Source organism: Amycolatopsis sp. NPDC005961, from assembly GCF_040629235.1.
GTDB lineage: Bacteria > Actinomycetota > Actinomycetes > Mycobacteriales > Pseudonocardiaceae > Amycolatopsis > Amycolatopsis camponoti.
Genome location: NZ_JBEXVF010000086.1, coordinates 1 through 20,150 on the forward strand (window position 1 = coordinate 1; position 20,150 = coordinate 20,150).

A 20,150-nucleotide genomic window follows, 5' to 3' on the forward strand; every position below is an offset into this window, starting at 1 on the left:
GGCGGCGGCCAGACCGCTGCCGGTTCGCGCCGGTGCACCTCACGGAATCCGGGCGCCGCCGACGATGCGGTGCAGTGCGGCCACGTGTCCGCGGTAGGCGGACCGCCCGGTTTCGCTGAGGTGGAGCCAGACCCGCTGCCGGGTGTCGCGCACCGCGCGCCGCTGCGTGACGTAGCCGGCTTCGGCCAGCGCCGCGATGTGCTTGCTGAGCGCGGACTTGCTGATGTCCAGCAGGGTCAGCAACGCGCCGAACTCGATCTCGCGGACGGGCTCCAGTGCCGCGCAGACCCGCAACCGGACCGGCGCGTGGATCAGGTGGTCGAACCCGTCCTCGGCCGCGGTGCCCGGCTCGGTCTCCCGCGACCGGGTCACCGGCGGCCGGCTCGGGCGGTGAGGGTGAGCCCGACGCCGGTGAACAGCCCGAACACCAGGACCGCGGCCACGATCGGCGACCAGGGCGACCACCAGTCCAGCCGCTGCGCGACCGCGTCCGCGAGGATCACCACGGCCGCCGGCCCGTACAGCGCGAGCACTTCACGCGCGGTCATCGCGCTGCGGACCCAGCCCTCGCAGACACCGCGTTGCCGGCCGGCGATGTGCGCCACTTTGACCAGGCCGAGCGTGACGACCGCCGCGACCGCCAGGCCCCACCAGCCGGGCAGCAGAACGGCCGCCGTCCCCGCGCTCAGACCGGCTCCGGTCACCAGCCAGTACCAGGCCGGATAGCCGCTCCACGCCACGCGTGCCCGGCTGCTCCGCACCTGCGCCAGCGCTGCCGACGCGTCCGGAACGCTGATGGATCCGTTGGTTTCCATGGCGGCAACTGTAGAGTTTCCAAGATGGAAACGCAAGGCTCGGCCGGACGTGAGGTGGTTCCCGGCTACTCGAACACCCCGTAGCCCGCGACGGCGTGGGCGCGGACGCCATCCATGTCGAGTTCCACGCCGATGCCGGGGGTATCGGGCAGCGTGATGTAGCCGTCCTTGACGATCGAGCCGCTGCCGTCGGGGGCGTGGACGTAGCTGTCCCACACCTCGCGCTCCTCGAGGGCGTGCCATTCCTGGACGAGGAAGTTGGGGGTCGCGCCGCACTGGTGGGACGTGGCCATCGTGCCCAGCGGCGTCGACACCAGGTGCGGGGCGAACGGGACGTAGTGCAGCTCCGCGAGGTTGGCGATCTTCTTGGCCTCGGCGAGGCCGCCGCACTTCGGCACGTCCGGCTCGATGACGTCCACGGCGCCGCGTTCGAGCAGCTCGCGGAAACCCCAGCGCAGGTAAAGGTTTTCTCCCGCGCAGATCGGCGTGCGGGTCTGCTCGCGCACCCGCACGAGCGCGTCGACGTTCTCCGCCGGCAGCGGCTCCTCGAGCCACATCAGGCGGAACGGCTCGAGCTCCCACGAGATCCGGCACGCGCTCGGCACGTCGTAGCGGGCGTGGAGGTCGATGGCCAGGTCGACGTCCGGGCCGATCGCCTCCCGGACCGCGGCCACGCGCTCGACCATCGAACGCAGCTCGGCGGCGTTGATCGTGTGGTTGAACGCGTCGAACTTGGCCGGGTGGCGCAGGTCGTCGATGTCGAACTTGATCGCGGTGAAGCCTTCGGCGACCATCCGCTGGGCCCGGTCGACGCACCCGGCGATCGAGCCCGCGGGGTCGTCGCCGTCGCCGCAGTCGGCGTAGAGGCGGATCCGGTCGCGGAACTTGCCGCCGAGCATCCGGTACACCGGCTGGCCCGCGGCCTTGCCGGCGAGGTCCCACAGCGCCAGCTCGATCCCGGACAGGGCGATCACGAACACCCCGCTCTGCGCGCCCGCGAAAACCTTGCTGCGGCGCAGTTTTTCCCAGCAGCGCTCGACGTTGCGCGGGTCCTCGCCGATCAGCAGGGGCGTCAGCGACTCGATCATCCCGACGACGGCACCCGCGCCGGCATCGGGATTGGCCTCGCCGAACCCGCTGAGGCCTTCGTCGGTGTCGATCCGGACCAGCGTGGCCTGACCGTGGTAGGCCACCACCGCCGTCGTGACGTTCACGATCCGCATTGCTCTCCCGCCGCAGGGTAGTGCCGAGAAAGGACTGTCGCGATGTCGAACTTGTCCGATAAGCTGATGACATGCCAAGGAGACAAGAGTCTCCGGACGCTGTCAAGGTCCGGACTCTTCCGGTGCAGGTGGCGGCCCACCTGACCCGGCGCATCGTCAAGGGCGAAATCGAGGACGGCCGGGCGCCGTCGGAACTCGAGATCTCGACCGAGTTCGGGGTTTCCCGCGTCGTGGCGCGGGAGACGCTCAAGATCCTCGCCTCGCTCGACATCGTCGACGTCGCCCAGGGCCGCCGGGTCGTCGTGCGCCCCCGCGCGGAGTGGGACTACCTGAACCCGTTGCTGATCGAGTGGCTGCCCACGGAGATCGTCGACGAGCTGTTGCAGGAACTGCACCAGATGCGCGCACTGCTCGAACCCGAACTGGCCGCGATGGCCGCCGCCAGCATCACCGACGAGACGCTGGCCCGGCTCGGGGACGAGATCGTCCGCATGGCGGCGCTCGAGGCGGATCCCGAGGCCTACCTCGAGGTCGACCACGAATTCCACATGGAGATCTGCCGGGCGGCCGACAACCGCATCCTCGACCGGATCATGTACTCCGCGCGCTGGCTGGGCACGGCCAGCCGGCGCCTCACCAACGAGGCGCCGGCCGGGCTGCACCGCGCCACCGCCCAGCACACGGAGATCTACGAGGCGCTCGTGGCGCGCGACCCCTCGGCCGCCCGCGCGGCGATGCGCGAGCACCTGAGCAACAACTACTCCACGCTCCTCGCGGAGAAGGAGCAGCGAAGCAAGCGGGCCGCCAAGCGGCGTTAGCACCCCCTGCACGACCGAGTTCCGGAACCGATGACGAGGACGGACGAGGCATGGCAGCATCCGCGATCCCGCCTATCCGGCTGGGGCTGATCGGCACCGGGCTCGCGGTGGAAAAGCTGCACTGGCCGGCGTTGCGCACGCTCGCCGACCGGTTCACAGTCACCGCGTTCACCGACTCCGCCGACGAGCAGAGCACCAGGTTCGCCGCCTACAGCGGGACCGATCCGGCACTGGCCGTCGCCGACCGGACCGCGCTGCTGGCCCGCGACGACGTGGACGCCGTGCTGATCTCGGTGCCGATCCCGCACCTGTACGAAGTGGCGCGAGACGCGCTCACGGCCGGCAAGCACGTGCTCTGCGAGAAGCCGGCCGGGGGCGACGCGGAACAGGCCGCCGACTTCCTCGCCCTGGCGGCCGGGCACCCGGACCGCACGTTCATGGTGGGCGAGAACTACTTCTACCGCGACGACCTGCGCTACGCCCGCGCGTTGCTCGACGACGGCGCGATCGGCCGCCCGCACCTGATGGCGTGGCGGCACGCCGGGCGGTCGGTGCCCCGCGAGGGCAGTTTCACCGGAACGCCGTGGCGGCAGCGGCCGCAGTACCGCGGTGGCGTGCACCTCGACTTCGGCGTGCACCACATCGCCCAGATCCGGTTGCTCTGCGGCGACATCGCGCGGGTGCACGGTGCCGTGCAGGCGGCCAACAGCACGATCGACGCACCGTCGGACCTCACGCTCACCCTCGTCTTCACCGGAGGCGCCATCGGCAACTACACCGCGTCCTTCCCGGAAATCCCGGTGCCGCCCGAACCCAACGACATGCGGCTGTACGGCACCGAGGGCGTGCTCGTGCTCGCCGGATCCGAGTCGGAGCGCCGCGTGACGCGCAGCAGCCCCGACGCCACCACCCACACGACGGTCTTCCGCGGCAGCGACAACGGCTACCGCGCGGAGCTCCTCGACTTCGCCGACGCCGTGCAGTTCGGCGTGCGGCCGGTCGGCAGCGTCGCGCAGAGCGTGGCCAACGCGATGGTCGTCCAGCGGGCGTTCGACTCCGCCGAACAGGCGGCCGCACTGACGCTCGACCCCGTGCCCGGCGCGGGCCCGGTACCGCTGTGGCACCCGCGCGGCTCGACCGGGCTGTTCGACGGGCTGCCAGGACAACGCATCAGCAGTTCGGCGTCCTTCGCCGCTTGAAAGACCCGCAGCCGGGCGCTCGCCTCGCTGTCCCGCCGGTTGCACCGTCGCCCCGTCGGTACGCGTCCGCTCGATCGGACGCGAAAGGAGTGGTCATGGAAGAGAAAACGGATCTGTCGAGACGTACTTTCCTCGGGATGGGCGCGGGGGTGGGCGCGCTGGGCGTGCTCGGTCTCGCCGGCTGCGGGGGCGGCCCCGCACCCGCGCCGCAGGTCGACGTCCAGGTACCCCAGGCGCTGCTCGATCAGGCGGCCGCGTTGCGCGGCGGGTCGGTGGGAATGCTTTCGCAGAAGCTGTACTCGGAAGCGGCCAACAAGGCGCTGGACAAGTCGCTGCAGGCGTTCGCGCAGGCCACCGGCACCACGGTCCGCAACGACCTGGTCTCCGGCGACGCCGGGGACATGGTCGCGAAGATGGACGCCGAAGTGAAGGCGGGCACGAACCGCGACCTGGCTTTCGTGAGCGACCGGCGGTTCGTCGGCCAGCTCCACAACCTCGGCGCGCTCACCGACGTCACCGACGTGGTCACCGACATGAAAGCGCTTTACGGCGAGCCCGCGACCGAGGCCAACGACTACTGCGTGTTCGACGGGCGCTGGTTCGCGATCCCGTACCACTTCATCGCGTCCGGGATGTACCTGCGCAAGGACTGGTACGCGGAGAAGGGCATCCCGCTCAAGCCGTACTACACGTGGGAAGAGCTGCGCGACAACGCGCTGGCGATCTCCGACCCGGCGAAGCGGCGCTTCGGCTGGGGGCTCACGGTGAACCGCTCCGGCGACGCCAACGGCTTCATCCAGAACGTCATCGACGTCTACGGCGGGGCGATCGCGGACAACACCGGCACGAAGGTCGTGTTCAACTCGCCGGAGACCGTCGCCGCCGTCACGTTCATCGGCGACATCTACACGAACCCGAAGTACAAGCCGATGCTCCCACCCGGCATCGGGAGCTGGACCGACTCGAGCAACAACGAGAACTGGCTGGCCGGGATCCTGGGGCTCACGCTCAACCAGTTCAGCGTCTACGCCGACTCGAAGACCAAGAAGAACCCGGTCTACGGCAACACGCACGTGTTCAACGGAGCCACCGGACCGGCGCTCGACGTGCCGCTCGCGTACGGCGAGTCCAACTCCTTCGTCGTGTTCAAGGGAGCGAAGAACCCCGACCTGGCCAAAGTGGTGGCGAAGTTCATGGCCGGCGGGACCGCGCTGCTCGGGGTCGCGAAGGAAGCACCGTGCCTGGTCAACCCCTCGTGGAGCAAGGTGTGGGACTCCGACCCGTACTACACCACCGGTGACCCGGCCTTCGCCGCGCTGCGGGAGCAGACCCGCGTCCAGCTCCCGGTGAAGACCAAGACCGGCTACGCGTTCCCCCAGACCCCGAGCCCCGGAGAGCAGGCCGCGATCGCCGCCTACCTGCTGACCGACATGATGCAGTCGGTCATCCAGGGCACCAAGCCGGCCGACGCCGTGGCCGCGACCCACGGCCGGATCGTCCAGATCTTCGAGCAGCAGGGCTATCGGCAATGACCGTCGTGCGTCCGAAGAGGACACCGCCGGCGCCGGCCCGTCCGGCGTCGCGCACGTCGTCCTCGCTCACGCCGACGCAGCGGCGGCTCGGCCGCGACTGGCGCCTCGCCGCGGTGTTCATCGGGCCGACGCTGGTGCTGGTCGCCGGCCTGATCCTGGTCCCGATCGTCAGCTCGATCTTCACCAGCGCCACGGAGCGCCACGGCGCCGAGACGGTCTTCGTCGGACTGGACAACTACACCGCCCTCATCGGCGACGGCCTGTTCCACCGGGGCGTGCTCAACTCGTTCGTCTTCACCGCGTACGCCGAGATCTTCAAGGTGGCCTTCGGTCTCATCGCGGCGTTGATGCTGCACCACATGCGGCGCGGCAAGGCGATCGTCGCCGGGCTGATCCTGCTGCCGTGGGTGATCCCGACGGTCGTCACGGCCTTCACCTGGCGGTCGCTGCTCGACCCGATCTTCGGCAGCGTCAACGTCCTGCTCACCGAGTCCGGGATCGGGCCCGGCCTCGCCGCGATCGGGCTCGTCGACAAGTGGCCCGCGGAGTGGCTGTCCGATCCCGCGCTCGCGATGCCCGCGGTCATCCTGGTCAACGTCTGGAAGGGCATCCCGTTCTTCACGGTGACGTTCCTCGCCGGGCTCAAGGCCATCGACAGCGGCCTGCACGAGGCGGCGATGGTGGACGGCGCCTCGCCGTGGCAGCGCTTCGTGCACATCACGCTGCCGGGGCTGCGCCCGGTCATGATCGTGACGGTGCTGCTGTCGTCGATCTGGACGTTCAACAACTTCGACCTGATCTGGCTGATGACCCAGGGCGGCCCGGGGGACGCCACCGCCCCGTACGTGATGGTGGCCTACTCGAAGGCCATCCAGCAGCTGCAACTGGGCGCGGGCGCCGCGGTCACGCTGGTGATGCTGCCGATCATCGCGATCCTCGTGGTGATCCTCGTGCGGCTGATGCGCCGCGACGACCGGCCGGGCGCGGCGGATCTCGGACGGGGCAGGTCACTGTCGCCCGGCCAGCGGCGGGCACTGCCGTGGGCGATCGTCGTCGTCTCGGTGCTCGTGCTCGCCTGGGCTTCGCCGCACATCATCTGGAAAGCCGCGCTGGTGCTGGCCGTGTTCGTGGTGCTCGCGGCCGCGGTCGGCCGGGTCGTCTCCGCGCTCGCCATCCGGGGCAACCGGCTGGCCGCGCGCCTGGTCGGCGGCACCGGCAGCGGGATCGCGCTCCTGGGCCTGCTGGGCTTCGTGCTCGCCCCGCTCTACTGGATGACGATCACGGCCTTCAAGTCCGACGACCAGATCGTCGCGCGCACCGACGACCTCTGGCCGACCCCGTGGAGCACCGAGCAGTTCACCAACCTGTTCACGGGGGCGTTCGGCACCTGGTACATGAACACGATCCTGGTGTCGGTGGCGTCCACCGCGATCGCCCTGGTCTGCGCGGCCCTGGCCGGGTATGCGTTGGCCCGGCTGAAGTTCCGCGGTTCGGAGAGCTTCACGGTGACGATCCTGCTCACCTACGTGATGCCGGGCGCGCTGCTGTTCATCCCGCTCTACCAGCTGGTGAGCGGGATCGGGCTCAACGACTCGTTGTGGTCGCTCGTGCTCGCGTACCCGACGTTCACCCTGCCGTTCGCGACGTGGCTGCTCGTCGGCTACTTCAAGTCGATCCCGGCCGACCTCGAGGAGGCGGCGCTGGTCGACGGCTGCACGCGGTTCGGGGCGTTCCTGCGGATCGTGTTGCCACTGGCCAAACCGGGCCTGCTCGCGGTCGCGCTCTTCACGCTCACCAACGCGTGGAACGAGTTCCTGTTCGCGTTCGTGTTCATCACCAAGGACGACTACAAGACGCTGCCCGTCGGCATGCAGTCGATGATCTTCGGTGACGTCGTGCCGCAGGGACAGCTGGCCGCGGCCTCGCTGCTGGTCAGCATCCCGGTCGTGCTCATGTACGGGTTCGGGCAACGGTTCCTGACCGAGGGCCTCACCGCGGGAGCGGTGAAGGGATGAGCGAGATCACGGAGGAGCACGTCGCGACGGCGTCCCGCCCGAGCGACCTGCGCATCACCGACCTGCGCGTGGCCAACCTGGCCGGGGTGCCGTTCCGCTCGTCGATCATCCGGATCGACACCAACCAGGGGCTCGTCGGCTACGGCGAGGTGCGCGACGGGGCCGCCGCCACCTACGCGCTCATGCTCAAGAGCAGGCTCGTCGGGGAGAACCCCTGCAACATCGACAAGATCTTCCGCAAGATCAAGCAGTTCGGGTTCCACGGCCGCCAGGGCGGCGGGGTCTCCGGCGTCGAGATGGCGCTGACGGACCTCGCCGGCAAGGCGTACGGAGTGCCCGCGTACGCGCTGATCGGGGGCCGCTTCCGGGACGAAATCCGCTGCTACGCGGACACGCCGTCGCTGACGGACCCGCACGCGATGGGCGCCCGGCTGCTGGAGCGCAAGCTGCGCGGGTTCACGATGCTGAAGATGGACGTCGGCATCGACCTGTTGTGGGACGTGCCGGGAGCGCTGATCGCGCCGCCGGGTGCCCGCGAGGACGTCACGACGATGCACCCGTTCACCGGCATCCAGGTCACCGCTCGCGGTGTCGAGCACTTGGTGTCCTATGTGGACATCGTGCGCTCCGTCGTCGGCTACGACGTCGCGCTCGCCGCCGACCACTTCGGCCACATCGCGCTCGACTCGTGCATCCGGATCGGCCGCGCGCTGGAGCCGTTCACGTTGGCGTGGATCGAGGACCTGATCCCGTGGCAGCTGACCGGCCAGTGGCGTCAGCTCACCGAGGCCGTCGCCGTCCCGACGTGCACGGGGGAGGACATCTACCTGCTCGACGGCTTCCGGCCGCTGCTGGACACCGGCGCCATCCGCGTCGTGCACCCCGACCCGGCGACGGCGGGCGGGATCGCGGAGACCAAGCGGCTCGGCGACTACGCGCAGGAGCGCGGGATCCCGATGGCGCTGCACCTGGCGGCGTCGCCGATCGCGACGATGGCGTGCGTGCACCTGGCCGCCGCCACGGAGAACTTCCTCGCCCTCGAACACCACGCGGCCGAGGTGGAGTTCTGGAGCGACCTCGTCACCGGCCTGCCCCGCCCCCTGATCCAGGACGGCCACATCACGGTGCCGGAGACGCCGGGACTCGGATTCGGGGATCTCGACGAAGAGCTGCTGAGCCGTCACCTCGACCCGCGTGATCCGGTGTTCTTCGCCGAGACGAAGCACTGGGACGCCGAGTCGAGCCACGACCGGCTGTGGAGCTAGGGCCGCGTCGTACACTCGCGGTGAAGGTGAAGCGTGAGGGGGCAGGGTGTTCGGTCGGAAGAAGAAGCGCACCGGTCTGAACGACCTGGACGACCTGATGGCGCGGCTCAGGCCCGACCTGAGCCGGGAATCGCTCGGCGTCGGGCCCGGCTTCCCGGGCGTCGCCCCGAACCCGCTCCTGAACGGTGCCGCACGGAAGCGCGACGCGGAACTGCGTACGGGGGAGCTCGCGCTCGGCGTCCTCGTCGACTGGCGGGAAGTCAACAGCAATCCACGCGTGGTCCTGATGTTCGACGTGGAGACCGCCGACGGCAGCTCGTTCCGCGGTATCGCGGACGAAGACCTCACGATCACCGAGCTCACCCGCCTCGCCCCGGGACAGACGTTGCCCGTGCGGTACCGGCCGGCCGTCATGGACCACTACGTCGCCCTGGCCCGGGACGCGGACCCCGCCCGGGTGCGGCAGCTCTCCGACGAGATCGCGAGCCGCGAGAAACCCAGTGGTCGTTGAGGTAATAGTGCCGGCTCGGGTGCCGGTAGTTCGGACCGAGAAGACCGTGACGCCGATGCTCACGTGTTCCGGAAGGTCGTGCGAGCCGCCATCGGAAGCCCGGGCCGAGGCGCACGATCCCACGCCACCGGAGGCGACGAGCGTGTAACGGATGTAGCAGGCGCCCGAACTCTGCTGGACGGAGACATCGGCCCGGGCAGCGAGTTCGTCCGCCGCCGAGTCGCAGACGCACACCATGTCGCCGTTCTCTTCAACGTAGACGGTGCCACCCATGTTGGCGTCCGTGGTGGTCCACGTGTGGTCCCAGCTGCCGCCGGGCGGGTCCACGGTCGCCGACGCCGACGTCGCGGTCAGGAGTGTCCCGCCGGCGACGAACGCGATCGTGAGTGGAAAACAGGGTTAGAACACTGTTTCTCACTCACGACCGCCTGGGACTCGAGAGCCGGGTACTAGGCGCGGCCCTGCTCGGCGCGCCAGCGCTCGTACTCGGGGCGGGCCTCGTCCGACAGCGGGTAGTACCGGCGCAGGTCGCCGCCCTCGGAGAGGCGGATGCGGGAGAACTCCTCCCATTCCGCGTGTTCCTGGGCGTGGGCCACCAGCGCGGGGGCGAGCTTGACCGGTACGACGACCGCCCCGTCGTCGTCGGCGACGACGATGTCGCCCGGCTCGACGAGCGTGCCACCGCACGCCACCGGGACGTTGACGGCAGCCGGGACGATGCCGGTCTGGGCGTGGAAGTTCGGTGTGGCGCCCCGGATCCACAACCCGAGGCCGAGCTGCTTGGCCTCGCCGGTGTCGCGCAGGCACCCGTCGATCACCACGCCGGCGCCGCCGCGGCCCTTGAAGTAGGTCAGCATCATCTCGCCGAACACACCGCTTTCCAGGTCGCCGCGCGCGTCGACGACGATCAAGTCGCCGGGCTGGGCGTGGTACATGACGTGCCGGTGCAGCTGCTTCTCCGGTTCCTCGTACTCGTCGACGGGGTAGAGGTCCTCCCGCTTCGGCAGGAACTGCAGCGTCAGCGCCGGTCCGGCGACGCGCACGCCGGGGGTCACCGAGACCGGGCCGCGGATGAACGCGCTGCGGATGCCCATGCGGCTGAGCTCGCCGCTGGCGGTCGCGCTGCCGATGGCCGCGAGGGCCGCGCTGAGCTCGGCAGGCGGGCGAACGATGTCGTGCGTCTCGACCACGTCGTAGCTCCTCGGTTTCGCGCTGACGTAAACGATCGGAGAGGGCGATGAGATCTTGATCCCCAGCGTAGCCCGGCGAACCCGGGTTCGCAGGCACCGGCGCTCCCGGATCCGGTCGTAAGGGATAGGTAACCGCGTGCCGGGCCCGGCTGGGCGATTCGTCCGGTTGAATGAGCTGTCGGCCGACCGGGTGAAGGAGAACCGAGATGAACCGAACACGCCGCCTGCTCACCCGGCCGTGGGTGGCCGGTGTCCTGGTGGCCGGGCTGGTGGCGGTCGCCGCGGGCCTGTACTGGTTCCAGCCGTGGCAGCTCTGGGTGGACGAGACGGTGCAGGAGGCCCTGCCGGTCGCCGCGACGGCACCCCCAGGGTCCGCTCCGACGTCGCAGCCTGCGGCGTCGCCACCCGCACCACCGGCGGCGCCGGCCGAACTCGCGACCGGGACGCTGATCAGCCACGAGCATCGGACCACCGGCACCGTCCGGGTCCTGCGCGCGGCCGACGGTTCACTCGTGCTGCGCTTGGAGAACCTCGTGACCAGCAGCGGCCCGGACGTGCACGTCTGGCTCACCGACGCGCCGGTCAAGACCGGCCAGGACGGCTGGGGCGTGTTCGACGACGGCAAGCACCTCGACGCGGGCAAGCTCAAGGGCAACAAGGGAAACCAGAACTACGCGCTGCCCGCGGGCACCGATCTCACCGCCTACACCAGCGTGAGCATCTGGTGCGACCGCTTCGACGTGTCCTTCGGCGCGGCGGAACTGGCCGGCCCGCGCAGCTGAAACGGCGAAGGCGGTCAGCGCCCGCGGTCGAGCCGGTACTCCGCGTTCACCAGCTCGAGGAGCTCGGCCACGGTGGTGTCCTTGGAGTGCCGGTCGAAGGTGATTTCGCCGTGCTGCAGGAGGTTCACCCGGTCGCAGACGTCGATCACCTGCCCGTAGTTGTGGGCGATGAGGATGATCGCGATGTCGCCGCGCTGCTTCAGCTCCCGCAGCAGGCGCAGGATCACCGCGCTCTCCTTGGCTCCCATCGCGGCGAGCGGCTCGTCGAGCAGCAGCAGCTTCGCCTCCGAATACACCGACCGGGCCACCGCGATCGCCTGCCGCTGGCCGCCGGACAGCATGCCCACCTCGGCCGTCACCGACGGGATGTCGATGCCGATCGAGTCCAGCGCCTCGCGCGCGCGGCGCTTCATCTCGCGGCGGCGCAGGAACGGCAGCGGGCGGTGGGTCAGCTCGCGGTTGAGGTGCAGGTTCAGGTACACGGGCAGGTCGTTGACCATCGCCAGGTCCTGGAACACCGTCTCGATCCCCAGCGACCTCGCGTGCACCACGGACTTCAGCGTCGTCGGCTCGCCCTCGAACACGATGCGGCCGCCGTCCGGCTGGTGGTAGCCGGTGAGGATCTTGATCAGCGTCGACTTGCCGGCGCCGTTGTCCCCGATGAGCCCGAGGATCTCGCCGCGCCGCACGCGCAGGGTGATGTCGGCGAGTGCGGTGACCGGACCGAACTTCTTGCTGACGCCCTCGATCCGGATGACCTCGGCGCCGGGTTCCCCGGTCATGTCCGCTCCCGGGATCCGACGCGCTTGCGCACCACGATCAGCGTCACGTTCAGCACCATCGCGCCCAGGATGGCGGCGCCCAGCACGACGTTGAACGCGTTCGCGCTGACCCCGGTCAGGTTGAACCCGTCGAACACGATGCCCAGCAGCAGCGCGCCGAGGAACGCCCCGACCACCGTGCCGGACCCGCCGAGCAGCGCCGTGCCGCCGATCACGGCCGACGCGACCGCGAAGAACATCGTCGTGAACCCGCCGTTGGTCGGGTCGTAGGAGCCGACCCGGGTGCCCTGCAGGAGGCCGGCGAGCCCGGCCAGGGTGCTGGTGATCGCGAAGTTGACCACCTTCACCCGGTTGACCGGGATGCCGGACTCCGCGGCGCCGACCGGGTTCCCGCCGGTGGCCTGGGTGTGGATGCCGAACCGGGTCGCCGACAGCACGACCTGCATGACGACGACCACGCCGAGCGCCCACAGGAACTCGCTCCAGCGCGCCCCGCCGAACACCTCGAGCACGCCGCTGTCCTTCGGCGTGCCGACCGGCCGGGCGTTCGAGATGATCAGCACCAGGCCCTGCAACAGGAACGCCATGCCCAGCGTGGTGATGAACGACGGGATCCCCAGCACGGTCCGGATCAGCCCGTTCGCCACGCCGATCAGCGTGCTCACCACGATCGCGCCGAGCAGCGCGAGCCACAGCGGCCACCCGTTGACGAAGAACTGCATCATCGTGAACGGGGCGAGGGTGAACACGAAGCCGGCCGACAGGTCGATCTCCCCGCAGATCAGCAGCATCACCTGCCCCGCGGCGATGATCGACCACGGCGCGACGTACTGGGCGATCGTCTGGTAGTTGTCCAGGGAGTTGAACGCCCCGCTCGTCACCGTGAAGTAGATCCCCGCGGCGATCGTGACCAGCAGGATGCTGAGCTCCTTGACCTGCATCACGCCGAGCAGCACCGGCTTCGACGACATCACCGGCGCCTACCGGCTCAGCACCGACGGCGGTGGCAGCGGGATCGACCCCGGCATCGCGAGCACGTCCTTGTTGTCGCCGCCCTCGAACCGGCTGTGGGCCGACGCGTACGGCCCGACGTTCTCCTTGGTGACGAACGTGAGACCGGTGTCGGTGACCGGTGGCGCGACCAGCGTCCCGGACAGCCGGAACAGGTACAGGTAGAGCACGGACAGGAAGCCCTGCAGGTAGGGGGACTGGTCGATGGTGAAGTCGAGCGCGCCGTCCTTGACCCCGGTGACCGTGTCGTCGAGCAGGTCGAACCCGCCGCTGCCGATCTTGCCCGACAGCTTGCGGTCGGCGACCAGCTTCGCGCACGCGGCGGTGCTGCCGGCGTCGACCGCGTAGATCCCTTTCACCGCCGTGTTCCCGCTGTAGGCGGCGGTCATCGCGTTGAGCTCGCCGGCCTGCTCGGCCCCGGTGTTCACCGACTGGACGCGCACGCCGGGCGCGGCCTGCTTCAGCGCGTCGGTGATGCCGTCGAGCCGCGGCTGGACGTTGTTCCCGCCCGGCTGGGCGATGCCGACGAGGATGTCGCCGGAGGTCACCTTCTGCGCGATGCGCTGTCCCATCCGGAACCCGGACAGGTAGAGGTCCTGGCCGACGTAGGTGAGCGGGTAGTTGCCGGCCGCGCTCGCGTTGTAGGCGAGGACGGGGATTCCCGCGCCCAGCGCGCGTTTGGTGAGGTCGACGAACGCGTTGTCGTCGGTCAAGGCGACGGCGATCCCGTCGGCCTTGCCGGTGATCGCGGTCTCCATGGCGCTCGCCATCTGGGCGACGTTGCCGTTTTCGAGCCGGTCCACTGGGGCTCGGGCACGCCGAGCAACGCCGCGGCGTCGGCGAGCCCGGACCGCGTCGGGACGAAGAAGGAGTTCGTGGTGACGTGGTTGACGAAGACGAACCGCCACCCCGGCGTGCTCGGGAACGGCCCGGACTTGCCCCCGTTCTGCGCCTCCTGGACGCCGGTGCACGCCGCCAGCACCGCGCTCGCGGCGGCCGTACCGCCCGCCAAGCCCAGGTACTTCAACGCGGTTCTTCGGGGAGTGGCGCCTGGTCGAGCAGTCATCGTGACCCCGCATTCGTCTCAGCGGACCGGAGCGGACTGCCGTAAACCGTAGCAGACGTATGATGTCTCGACCAGTTTTTCGCAATTTCTCCGATAGTTGTGGACATCGGGTCGGTCGAGGCGTAGCCATACGTATGTTGTCTGTCTTCTTGTTGTTCGGCTGAGAGGTGGCGACGGTGCCCGAGGTGATCAGCGCGATCGACGCCGTGGACGTGCGCTTCCCGACGTCGCTGAGCCTGGACGGGTCGGACGCGATGAACCCGGAACCCGACTACTCCGCCGCGTACGTCACCATCCGCACGAGCGCGGGGGAGGAGGGCTACGGCCTCGCGTTCACCGTCGGCCGCGGCAACGACGTACAGGTCGCCGCCGTCCGGGCGCTGGTGCCGCTGGTCATCGGGATGCCGGTGGCCGACGCGCTCGCCGATCTCGGGGGTTTCTCGCGCCGCCTGACCGGGGACAGCCAGCTCCGGTGGCTGGGTCCCGACAAGGGCGCCATCCACATGGCCGCGGCGGCGATCGTCAACGCCGTGTGGGACCTGCGGGCGCGCCGCGAAGGCAAGCCGGTCTGGCGGCTGCTCGCCGAGCTGCCGCCGGCCGAGCTGGTCGATCTCATCGACTTCCGGTACCTGCAGGAAGCGCTTACTCCCGGCGAGGCACTGGACATCCTCCGCCGCGCCGAACCGGGCCGCGCGGCTCGCCAGGCCGAGCTGCTCGCGTCGGGCTACCCGGCCTACACCACCACTCCCGGCTGGCTCGGCTATTCGCCGGAGAAGCTGACGGCGCTCGCGGCGGCGGCGGTCGAGGACGGGTTCACCCAGATCAAGCTCAAGGTCGGGGCCGATCTCGACGAGGACGTCCGGCGGATGCGGCTGGCGCGCGAGGTCGTCGGGCCGGACGTGCGGATCGCCATCGACGCCAACCAGGCGTGGGGCGTCGGGCAGGCCATCGCCTGGCTGCGGCCGCTGGCGGAGTTCGATCCCTACTGGATCGAGGAGCCGACCTCGCCCGACGACGTGCTCGGCCACGCCGCGATCCGCCGGGCGGTGGCGCCGATCAAGGTCGCGACCGGTGAGCACACGCACAACGCGGTGATGTTCAAGCAGCTGCTGCAGGCCGAGGCGATCGACATCCTCCAGCTCGACGCGAGCCGGGTCGCCGGCGTCACCGAAAACATCGCGATCCTGTTGCTGGCCGCGAAGTTCGGCGTGCCGGTGTGCCCGCACGCCGGTGGGGTGGGGCTGTGCGAGATGGTGCAGCACCTGGCGATGTTCGACTTCGTCGCGGTGAGCGGCACCCGGGCCGACCGGGTCATCGAGTACGTGGACCACCTGCACGAGCACTTCGTCGACCCGGTGCGGGTCGAGCGGGGGAGGTACCTGGCCCCGGACCGGCCCGGCCTCGGCGCCCGCCTGCACGTCGAGTCCGTGGCGCGCTACCGGTACCCCGACGGTCCCGCCTGGCACGAAGAAGCGGTGGTGGTCGCGTGACCGCCCGCCCGTGGTTGTCGTCCCCACCTGTCAACGAGGAGAGGTCATGAAGATCAGGTACCTGGGTGCCGCCGCCGCGGTCACGGCCGGCGTGCTGACCGCGGCAGTGCTCGCCGGTTGCAGTGGCGGCGGTGGCACGGCCGCGTCCGGCGGAACCGTCGTGGGCGTCGACTACCCCCGTTCGGACACCGACTTCTGGAACGCCTACATCAAGTACGTCCCGCAGTTCGCGGGCCGGTTCGGCCTCGACCTCAAGACCACGAACTCGCAGAACGACGTCGCCACCCTGACCGCCAACGTGCAGACGATGATCAGCCAGGGCGTCAAGGGCGTCGTGATGGCACCGCAGGACACCGCGGCGATCATCCCGACGCTGCAGCAGCTGGCCGGCAAGAAGATCCCGGTCGTGTCCGTCGACACCCGGCCCGACCAGGGCAACGTCTACATGGTCGTGCGGGCGGACAACCGCGCCTACGGGGAAAAGGCGTGCCGGTTCCTCGGCACGAAACTCGGGGGCCACGGCAAGGTCGTCATGCTGCAGGGCGACCTCGCGTCGATCAACGGGCGGGACCGCACCGAGGCGTTCAACGACTGCATGAAGCAGAACTTCCCGGGCATCACGGTCTTCGGCGAAGCCACCAACTGGGAGGCCGCCACCGCGGCCCAGAAGCTCCAGACCCGGCTCACCGCGAACACGGACATCAAGGGTGTCTACATGCAGTCCAGCTTCGCCCTCTCCGGGACGCTGCAGCTGCTCAAGCAACGGAACCTGCTCGTGCCGGCCACCGACCCCAAGCACGTGTTCATCGTGTCCAACGACGGCATCCCCGAGGAGCTCGACAAGATCCGCGCGGGCGAAATGGACGCGACCGTCTCCCAGCCCGCGGACCTGTTCGCCCAGTACGCGCTGCAGTACATCAAGGACGCCATCGCGGGCAAGAAGCCGGTGCCGGGCAAGACCGACCACGACAGCACCATCGTGGCGGTCCGCGACGGCCTGATGGAGGACCAGCTGGCCGCTCCGCTCGTCACCGCGGACGGTGCCACCTTCGGGCCGGTCGCCAGCGTCAAGGTCGACGACCGGTCCCTGTGGGGCAACAGCAAGAGCTGACCGCACCCGCTTCGGAGAGGAGGCGAACATGAGCACCGTGCCCGTCGTCGAAGCGCGGCAGGTGGTCAAGCGCTACGGCGCCACCGTCGCGCTGGACCACGCGGACCTCACCGTCCTCCCGGGACAGACGCACGCGCTCGTCGGCCGCAACGGCGCCGGGAAGTCGACCCTCGTCTCCGTCCTCACCGGACTGACCGAACCGGATTCCGGCTCCCTGCGGCTGAACGGCGACCCGGCGCCGGCACTGTCCGATCGGGACGAGTGGCGTTCGCTGGTCGCCTGCGTGTACCAGCGGTCGACGATCATCCCGGACCTCTCGGTGGCCGAGAACCTGTTCCTGAACCGGCAGGAGACCCGGGGCGGGCTCGTCCGCTGGTCCGCGGTGCGCCGCGCGGCCACCGAGGTGCTCGAACGCTGGTCGGTGGACGTCGACGTCCGCCGCCCCGCGGGCGAGCTCGGTGTCGAGCAGCGGCAGTTCGTCGAGATCGCGCGAGCGCTGTCCTTCGGCGCCCGGTTCGTCATCCTCGACGAGCCGACCGCGCAGCTCGACGGTGGCGCGATCACCCGGCTGTTCGACCACATCGCCGATCTGCAACGCCAGGGCGTGACGTTCCTTTTCATCAGTCACCACCTGCAGGAGGTCTACGAGATCTGCGACACGGTCACGGTCTTCCGCGACGCCCGGCACGTCCTGACCGCCCCGGTCGCCGAGCTGCCGAAGCCCGGCCTCGTCGCGGCGATGACCGGCGAGAACGCCGCCGTGGCCGACGAACGCGCCTCGTCGGCCCGGCTCGGCCTGCCCCCGGTGCTCCGGGTGCGCGAGCTGAGCCTGGCCCCCACCTACGAAGGCATTTCCTTCGACGTCGCGCCGGGGGAGATCGTCGGCCTGGCCGGGGCCGGCGGCAGCGGCAAGACCGAGGTCGCCGAGACCTTGACCGGGCTGCGGGAGGCCGGCTCGGGCACCATCCTCGTCGGGGACCACCGCCCTCGCCCCGGCGACGTCCCGGCGGCGCTCGCCGCCGGGATCGGCTTCGTCCCGGAAGACCGCCACCGCCAAGGACTCGTCCCGGAGATGTCGGTCGCGGACAACACCACCCTGTCCGTGCTGGACCGCCTCGGGCCGGGCATCTTCGTCCGGTCCGGCCTGCGCGACCGCTTGGCCGGGACGATGATCGACCGGCTGGAGGTGAAGACGCCCGGCCCGGAGCTCCCCGTGTCGGCGCTGTCGGGCGGCAACCAGCAGAAGGTCGTCATGGCCCGCGCGCTCGCGGGCGACCCCCGGCTGCTCGTGCTGATCACCCCGACGGCGGGGGTGGACGTGCGGTCGAAGGAGTTCCTCCTCGGCAAGGTGGCCGAAGCCGCCGCCGCAGGCACCGCGGTGCTGATCGCCTCGGACGAGCTGGACGACCTGCGCCTCTGCGACCGCCTGCTCGTCATGGTCCGCGGACGGCTCACCGCCGAAATCCCCGCCGGCCGGCCGGACCACGAGATCGTGGCCGCCATGGAAGGAGTCGACCTCGATGCCCGATAGCCCCGCCGCCGTGCGTACCGAGGCCCCGGCCGAGCCCGGCGCCGCCGGACCGTCGCGGCGCATCGCCTTCGCCCGCGTGCGCGACTTCGCGCTGGTGCCCGGGATCATCGCGATCGCCGTGGTCGGCCAGCTGGTGAACCCGGTGTTCCTCCAGTACGACAACGTGCTCAACATCCTGCAGACCATGTCGGAGATCGCGCTGCTGGTGCTCGCCCAGACGCTGGTCCTGGTCGTCGGCAAGATGGATCTCTCACTGGAGTCCACGTTCGGCCTGGCCCCCGGGGTGGCCGCGTGGCTGACCATCGAGGGCGGCCATTCGCTCGGCCTCCTGCCGGCGTGGACGGCGGTGCCCGTGGTGCTCCTGGTCGGGGTGCTGGTCGGTGCGCTCAACGCGCTGCTGATCGTCCGGTTCGGGTTGAGCGGGTTCGTGGTCACCCTCGGCATGCTGATCGTGCTGCGCGGCCTGCTGACCGGGATCTCCGGCGGCCAGACGTTCTTCGGCATGCCGGATTCGATGCTCTACCTCGGCACCACCCTGTGGGCCGGGATCCCGGCGTCCATCTGGATCTGCGTGCTCCTGTTCGCCGGTGGTGTGGTGCTGCTCGGCTACACCCGGTTCGGCCGCAGCCTCTACGCGATCGGCGGCAACGAGGACGCGGCGAAGGCGGCGGGCATCCGGACCGACCGTCTCGTGTGGATCGTCCTGATCGGGGCGAGCGTGCTGGCCGCGCTCGGCGGGCTGCTGCTCTCGGGCCGGCTCGCGTCGGTGGCCGCGGCCCAGGGCAACGGCTACATCTTCACGGTGTTCGCCGCGGCGGTGATCGGCGGCGTCAGCCTGAACGGCGGCCGCGGCACGATCTTCGGTGCCTTCACGGGAATCCTGCTGCTCTACATGATCCAGAACGTGCTCACGCTGGCCGGAGTACCGGCCCAGTGGATCGGCGCCCTCAACGGCACGATCATCCTGGTCGCGCTCGTGATGTCCCGGATCACCAGTGGGAAGCGGCAGAACTGACGGTTACCCGTCTTCGAGATTCGGGAAGTCCGCCAGGTGGGCTCGCAGCCAGCGTTCGGACGTGTCGACGTGCATCAGCGCCGCCGCGGTCGCGACGGCCGGGTCGCGGCCGGCCAGCGCGTCGTAGATCGCCTTGTGCTGGGACAACGTCTCGTGCGTGACGCCCCGGTCGACGGTGCCGCGCCAGATCCTGGCCCGCAGCGTTCGCGAGGAGATTCCGTCCAGCAGGGCCGTCAGGGTTTCGTTGCCCGTCGCGGTGACCACCGCGCGGTGGAAGGCCGCGTCGAGCACCGTGAGGCGCTCGACGTCCTCGACCGCCTCCTCCATCGCGTCGAGCAGTTCGGCCACGGTCCGGAGCTCGGCGTCGGTGATCCGGGTCGCGGCCACCCCGGTCGCCGCGGGTTCCAGGAGGCGGCGCACCTCGGTCAGCTCGAGCACGCTGCTCTCCATGAGCGACACCGCGCTGCCCAGGCCCTCCAGCAGCAGGCTGGGCGCGAGGCTCGTGACGTACGTGCCGTCACCCCGGCGGACTTCGAGGACCCGGGCCAGCGCCAGCGCTTTCACGGCTTCCCGGGTCGGGCTGCGGGAAATCCCCAGCTCCGTGGCCAGCTCGTGCTCGGGAGGCAGCCGGGAGCCGGCGGGGAACCGCCCGGAGCGGACGAACTCGCGGATCCGGTCGATCGCCTCGTCGGTCAGGGACTTCGCCATGGTGCTCCTCGGACGGTGATTGCGCGCGATCCTACCAATCGTATGATGAATCACGAGGAGATGGCGTCCTGTTCGCCGAATTCCAT

At 70.0% G+C, this 20,150-nt stretch carries 20 protein-coding genes; 12 read left to right on the forward strand and 8 right to left on the reverse strand.

Features of this window, described 5'->3' with window-relative positions; translation table 11 throughout:
- Positions 1–39: 39 nt before the first annotated feature.
- From ABZ342_RS42785 to ABZ342_RS42795, 3 genes are all read right to left on the reverse strand, one after another.
- Positions 40–372, reverse strand: a complete 333-nt coding sequence (locus tag ABZ342_RS42785) for a transcriptional regulator (RefSeq protein WP_360485990.1) — start codon at positions 370–372, stop codon at positions 40–42.
- A complete protein-coding gene (locus tag ABZ342_RS42790) occupies positions 369–815 on the reverse strand; it encodes a hypothetical protein (RefSeq protein WP_360485993.1) in 447 nt (148 codons plus the stop codon). Before ABZ342_RS42790 ends, ABZ342_RS42785 begins: the two co-directional genes overlap by 4 nt.
- 65 nt (positions 816–880) lie before the next feature.
- Entirely contained in the window at positions 881–2,038 is a 1,158-nt protein-coding gene (locus ABZ342_RS42795; RefSeq protein WP_360485996.1) for a mandelate racemase/muconate lactonizing enzyme family protein, read from the reverse strand.
- Positions 2,039–2,109: 71 nt separating this feature from the next.
- On the opposite strand from ABZ342_RS42795, the gene ABZ342_RS42800 reads away from it, so the two are divergent.
- From ABZ342_RS42800 to ABZ342_RS42830, 7 genes are all read left to right on the forward strand, one after another.
- Complete coding sequence (locus ABZ342_RS42800; RefSeq protein WP_230862454.1) at positions 2,110–2,856, forward strand: FCD domain-containing protein; 747 nt, start codon at positions 2,110–2,112, stop codon at positions 2,854–2,856.
- A gap of 50 nt (positions 2,857–2,906) precedes the next feature.
- The gene (locus ABZ342_RS42805) at positions 2,907–4,055 is read left to right on the forward strand and encodes a Gfo/Idh/MocA family oxidoreductase (RefSeq protein WP_360486000.1); all 1,149 of its coding nucleotides are present in this window, start codon (positions 2,907–2,909) and stop codon (positions 4,053–4,055) included.
- Between the two features lie 95 nt (positions 4,056–4,150).
- Complete coding sequence (locus tag ABZ342_RS42810; RefSeq protein WP_360486003.1) at positions 4,151–5,587, forward strand: extracellular solute-binding protein; 1,437 nt, start codon at positions 4,151–4,153, stop codon at positions 5,585–5,587.
- The gene (locus ABZ342_RS42815; protein ID WP_360486007.1) at positions 5,584–7,602 is read left to right on the forward strand and encodes an ABC transporter permease subunit; all 2,019 of its coding nucleotides are present in this window, start codon (positions 5,584–5,586) and stop codon (positions 7,600–7,602) included. Before ABZ342_RS42810 ends, ABZ342_RS42815 begins: the two co-directional genes overlap by 4 nt.
- The gene (locus ABZ342_RS42820; RefSeq protein ID WP_360486010.1) at positions 7,599–8,867 is read left to right on the forward strand and encodes a mandelate racemase/muconate lactonizing enzyme family protein; all 1,269 of its coding nucleotides are present in this window, start codon (positions 7,599–7,601) and stop codon (positions 8,865–8,867) included. Before ABZ342_RS42815 ends, ABZ342_RS42820 begins: the two co-directional genes overlap by 4 nt.
- A 46-nt stretch (positions 8,868–8,913) precedes the next feature.
- Positions 8,914–9,378, forward strand: coding sequence for a hypothetical protein (locus tag ABZ342_RS42825; RefSeq protein ID WP_360486012.1), 465 nt, complete (start codon positions 8,914–8,916; stop codon positions 9,376–9,378).
- A gap of 271 nt (positions 9,379–9,649) precedes the next feature.
- Positions 9,650–9,781 (forward strand): hypothetical protein, encoded by a 132-nt coding sequence (locus ABZ342_RS42830; RefSeq protein ID WP_360486015.1) that lies wholly within the window; start codon positions 9,650–9,652, stop codon positions 9,779–9,781.
- A gap of 46 nt (positions 9,782–9,827) precedes the next feature.
- On the opposite strand, the gene ABZ342_RS42835 is transcribed toward ABZ342_RS42830, so the two are convergent.
- Positions 9,828–10,568, reverse strand: a complete 741-nt coding sequence (locus ABZ342_RS42835) for a ribonuclease activity regulator RraA (protein WP_360486018.1) — start codon at positions 10,566–10,568, stop codon at positions 9,828–9,830.
- Positions 10,569–10,774: 206 nt separating this feature from the next.
- On the opposite strand from ABZ342_RS42835, the gene ABZ342_RS42840 reads away from it, so the two are divergent.
- A complete protein-coding gene (locus tag ABZ342_RS42840) occupies positions 10,775–11,350 on the forward strand; it encodes a DM13 domain-containing protein (RefSeq protein ID WP_360486021.1) in 576 nt (191 codons plus the stop codon).
- Positions 11,351–11,364: 14 nt separating this feature from the next.
- Here ABZ342_RS42840 and ABZ342_RS42845 read toward each other — a convergent pair whose 3' ends face one another.
- Genes ABZ342_RS42845 through ABZ342_RS42855 form a run of 3 tightly spaced genes read right to left on the reverse strand, consistent with a single transcriptional unit; the run spans position 11,365 to position 13,946 of the window.
- Positions 11,365–12,132, reverse strand: coding sequence for an ATP-binding cassette domain-containing protein (locus tag ABZ342_RS42845; RefSeq protein WP_360486024.1), 768 nt, complete (start codon positions 12,130–12,132; stop codon positions 11,365–11,367).
- Complete coding sequence (locus ABZ342_RS42850) at positions 12,129–13,103, reverse strand: ABC transporter permease (RefSeq protein ID WP_360486027.1); 975 nt, start codon at positions 13,101–13,103, stop codon at positions 12,129–12,131. The genes ABZ342_RS42845 and ABZ342_RS42850 overlap by 4 nt, the downstream gene beginning before the upstream one ends.
- A gap of 9 nt (positions 13,104–13,112) precedes the next feature.
- Positions 13,113–13,946, reverse strand: coding sequence for a substrate-binding domain-containing protein (locus tag ABZ342_RS42855; RefSeq protein ID WP_360486030.1), 834 nt, complete (start codon positions 13,944–13,946; stop codon positions 13,113–13,115).
- 430 nt (positions 13,947–14,376) lie between these two features.
- Between ABZ342_RS42855 and ABZ342_RS42860 the strand changes: the two genes are divergently transcribed.
- The 4 genes from ABZ342_RS42860 to ABZ342_RS42875 are packed head-to-tail and all read left to right on the forward strand — an operon-like array spanning position 14,377 to position 19,356.
- Positions 14,377–15,699: an enolase C-terminal domain-like protein gene (locus ABZ342_RS42860; RefSeq protein WP_155542720.1), complete on the forward strand. Its 1,323-nt coding sequence runs from the start codon at positions 14,377–14,379 to the stop codon at positions 15,697–15,699.
- Positions 15,700–15,745: 46 nt separating this feature from the next.
- Positions 15,746–16,810 (forward strand): sugar ABC transporter substrate-binding protein, encoded by a 1,065-nt coding sequence (locus tag ABZ342_RS42865; RefSeq protein ID WP_360486033.1) that lies wholly within the window; start codon positions 15,746–15,748, stop codon positions 16,808–16,810.
- A 28-nt stretch (positions 16,811–16,838) separates the two neighbouring features.
- Entirely contained in the window at positions 16,839–18,341 is a 1,503-nt protein-coding gene (locus ABZ342_RS42870) for a sugar ABC transporter ATP-binding protein (RefSeq protein ID WP_360486036.1), read from the forward strand.
- On the forward strand, positions 18,331–19,356 hold the full coding sequence (locus ABZ342_RS42875) for an ABC transporter permease (RefSeq protein ID WP_155542723.1): 1,026 nt from the start codon (positions 18,331–18,333) through the stop codon (positions 19,354–19,356). The genes ABZ342_RS42870 and ABZ342_RS42875 overlap by 11 nt, the downstream gene beginning before the upstream one ends.
- 3 nt (positions 19,357–19,359) lie before the next feature.
- Here ABZ342_RS42875 and ABZ342_RS42880 read toward each other — a convergent pair whose 3' ends face one another.
- Complete coding sequence (locus ABZ342_RS42880; protein WP_360486039.1) at positions 19,360–20,064, reverse strand: FadR/GntR family transcriptional regulator; 705 nt, start codon at positions 20,062–20,064, stop codon at positions 19,360–19,362.
- Positions 20,065–20,150 lie beyond the last annotated feature (86 nt).

Coding starts and splice junctions, on each gene's coding strand:
- ABZ342_RS42845 (WP_360486024.1), bottom strand. CDS start 12,132: ATGACCGGGGAACCCGGCGCCGAGGTCATCCGGATCGAGGGCGTCAGC.
- ABZ342_RS42880 (WP_360486039.1), bottom strand. CDS start 20,064: ATGGCGAAGTCCCTGACCGACGAGGCGATCGACCGGATCCGCGAGTTC.
- ABZ342_RS42870 (WP_360486036.1), top strand. CDS start 16,839: ATGAGCACCGTGCCCGTCGTCGAAGCGCGGCAGGTGGTCAAGCGCTAC.
- ABZ342_RS42795 (WP_360485996.1), bottom strand. CDS start 2,038: ATGCGGATCGTGAACGTCACGACGGCGGTGGTGGCCTACCACGGTCAG.
- ABZ342_RS42810 (WP_360486003.1), top strand. CDS start 4,151: ATGGAAGAGAAAACGGATCTGTCGAGACGTACTTTCCTCGGGATGGGC.
- ABZ342_RS42815 (WP_360486007.1), top strand. CDS start 5,584: ATGACCGTCGTGCGTCCGAAGAGGACACCGCCGGCGCCGGCCCGTCCG.
- ABZ342_RS42820 (WP_360486010.1), top strand. CDS start 7,599: ATGAGCGAGATCACGGAGGAGCACGTCGCGACGGCGTCCCGCCCGAGC.
- ABZ342_RS42840 (WP_360486021.1), top strand. CDS start 10,775: ATGAACCGAACACGCCGCCTGCTCACCCGGCCGTGGGTGGCCGGTGTC.
- ABZ342_RS42805 (WP_360486000.1), top strand. CDS start 2,907: ATGGCAGCATCCGCGATCCCGCCTATCCGGCTGGGGCTGATCGGCACC.
- ABZ342_RS42800 (WP_230862454.1), top strand. CDS start 2,110: ATGCCAAGGAGACAAGAGTCTCCGGACGCTGTCAAGGTCCGGACTCTT.
- ABZ342_RS42790 (WP_360485993.1), bottom strand. CDS start 815: ATGGAAACCAACGGATCCATCAGCGTTCCGGACGCGTCGGCAGCGCTG.
- ABZ342_RS42830 (WP_360486015.1), top strand. CDS start 9,650: ATGTTGGCGTCCGTGGTGGTCCACGTGTGGTCCCAGCTGCCGCCGGGC.
- ABZ342_RS42850 (WP_360486027.1), bottom strand. CDS start 13,103: ATGTCGTCGAAGCCGGTGCTGCTCGGCGTGATGCAGGTCAAGGAGCTC.
- ABZ342_RS42865 (WP_360486033.1), top strand. CDS start 15,746: ATGAAGATCAGGTACCTGGGTGCCGCCGCCGCGGTCACGGCCGGCGTG.
- ABZ342_RS42875 (WP_155542723.1), top strand. CDS start 18,331: ATGCCCGATAGCCCCGCCGCCGTGCGTACCGAGGCCCCGGCCGAGCCC.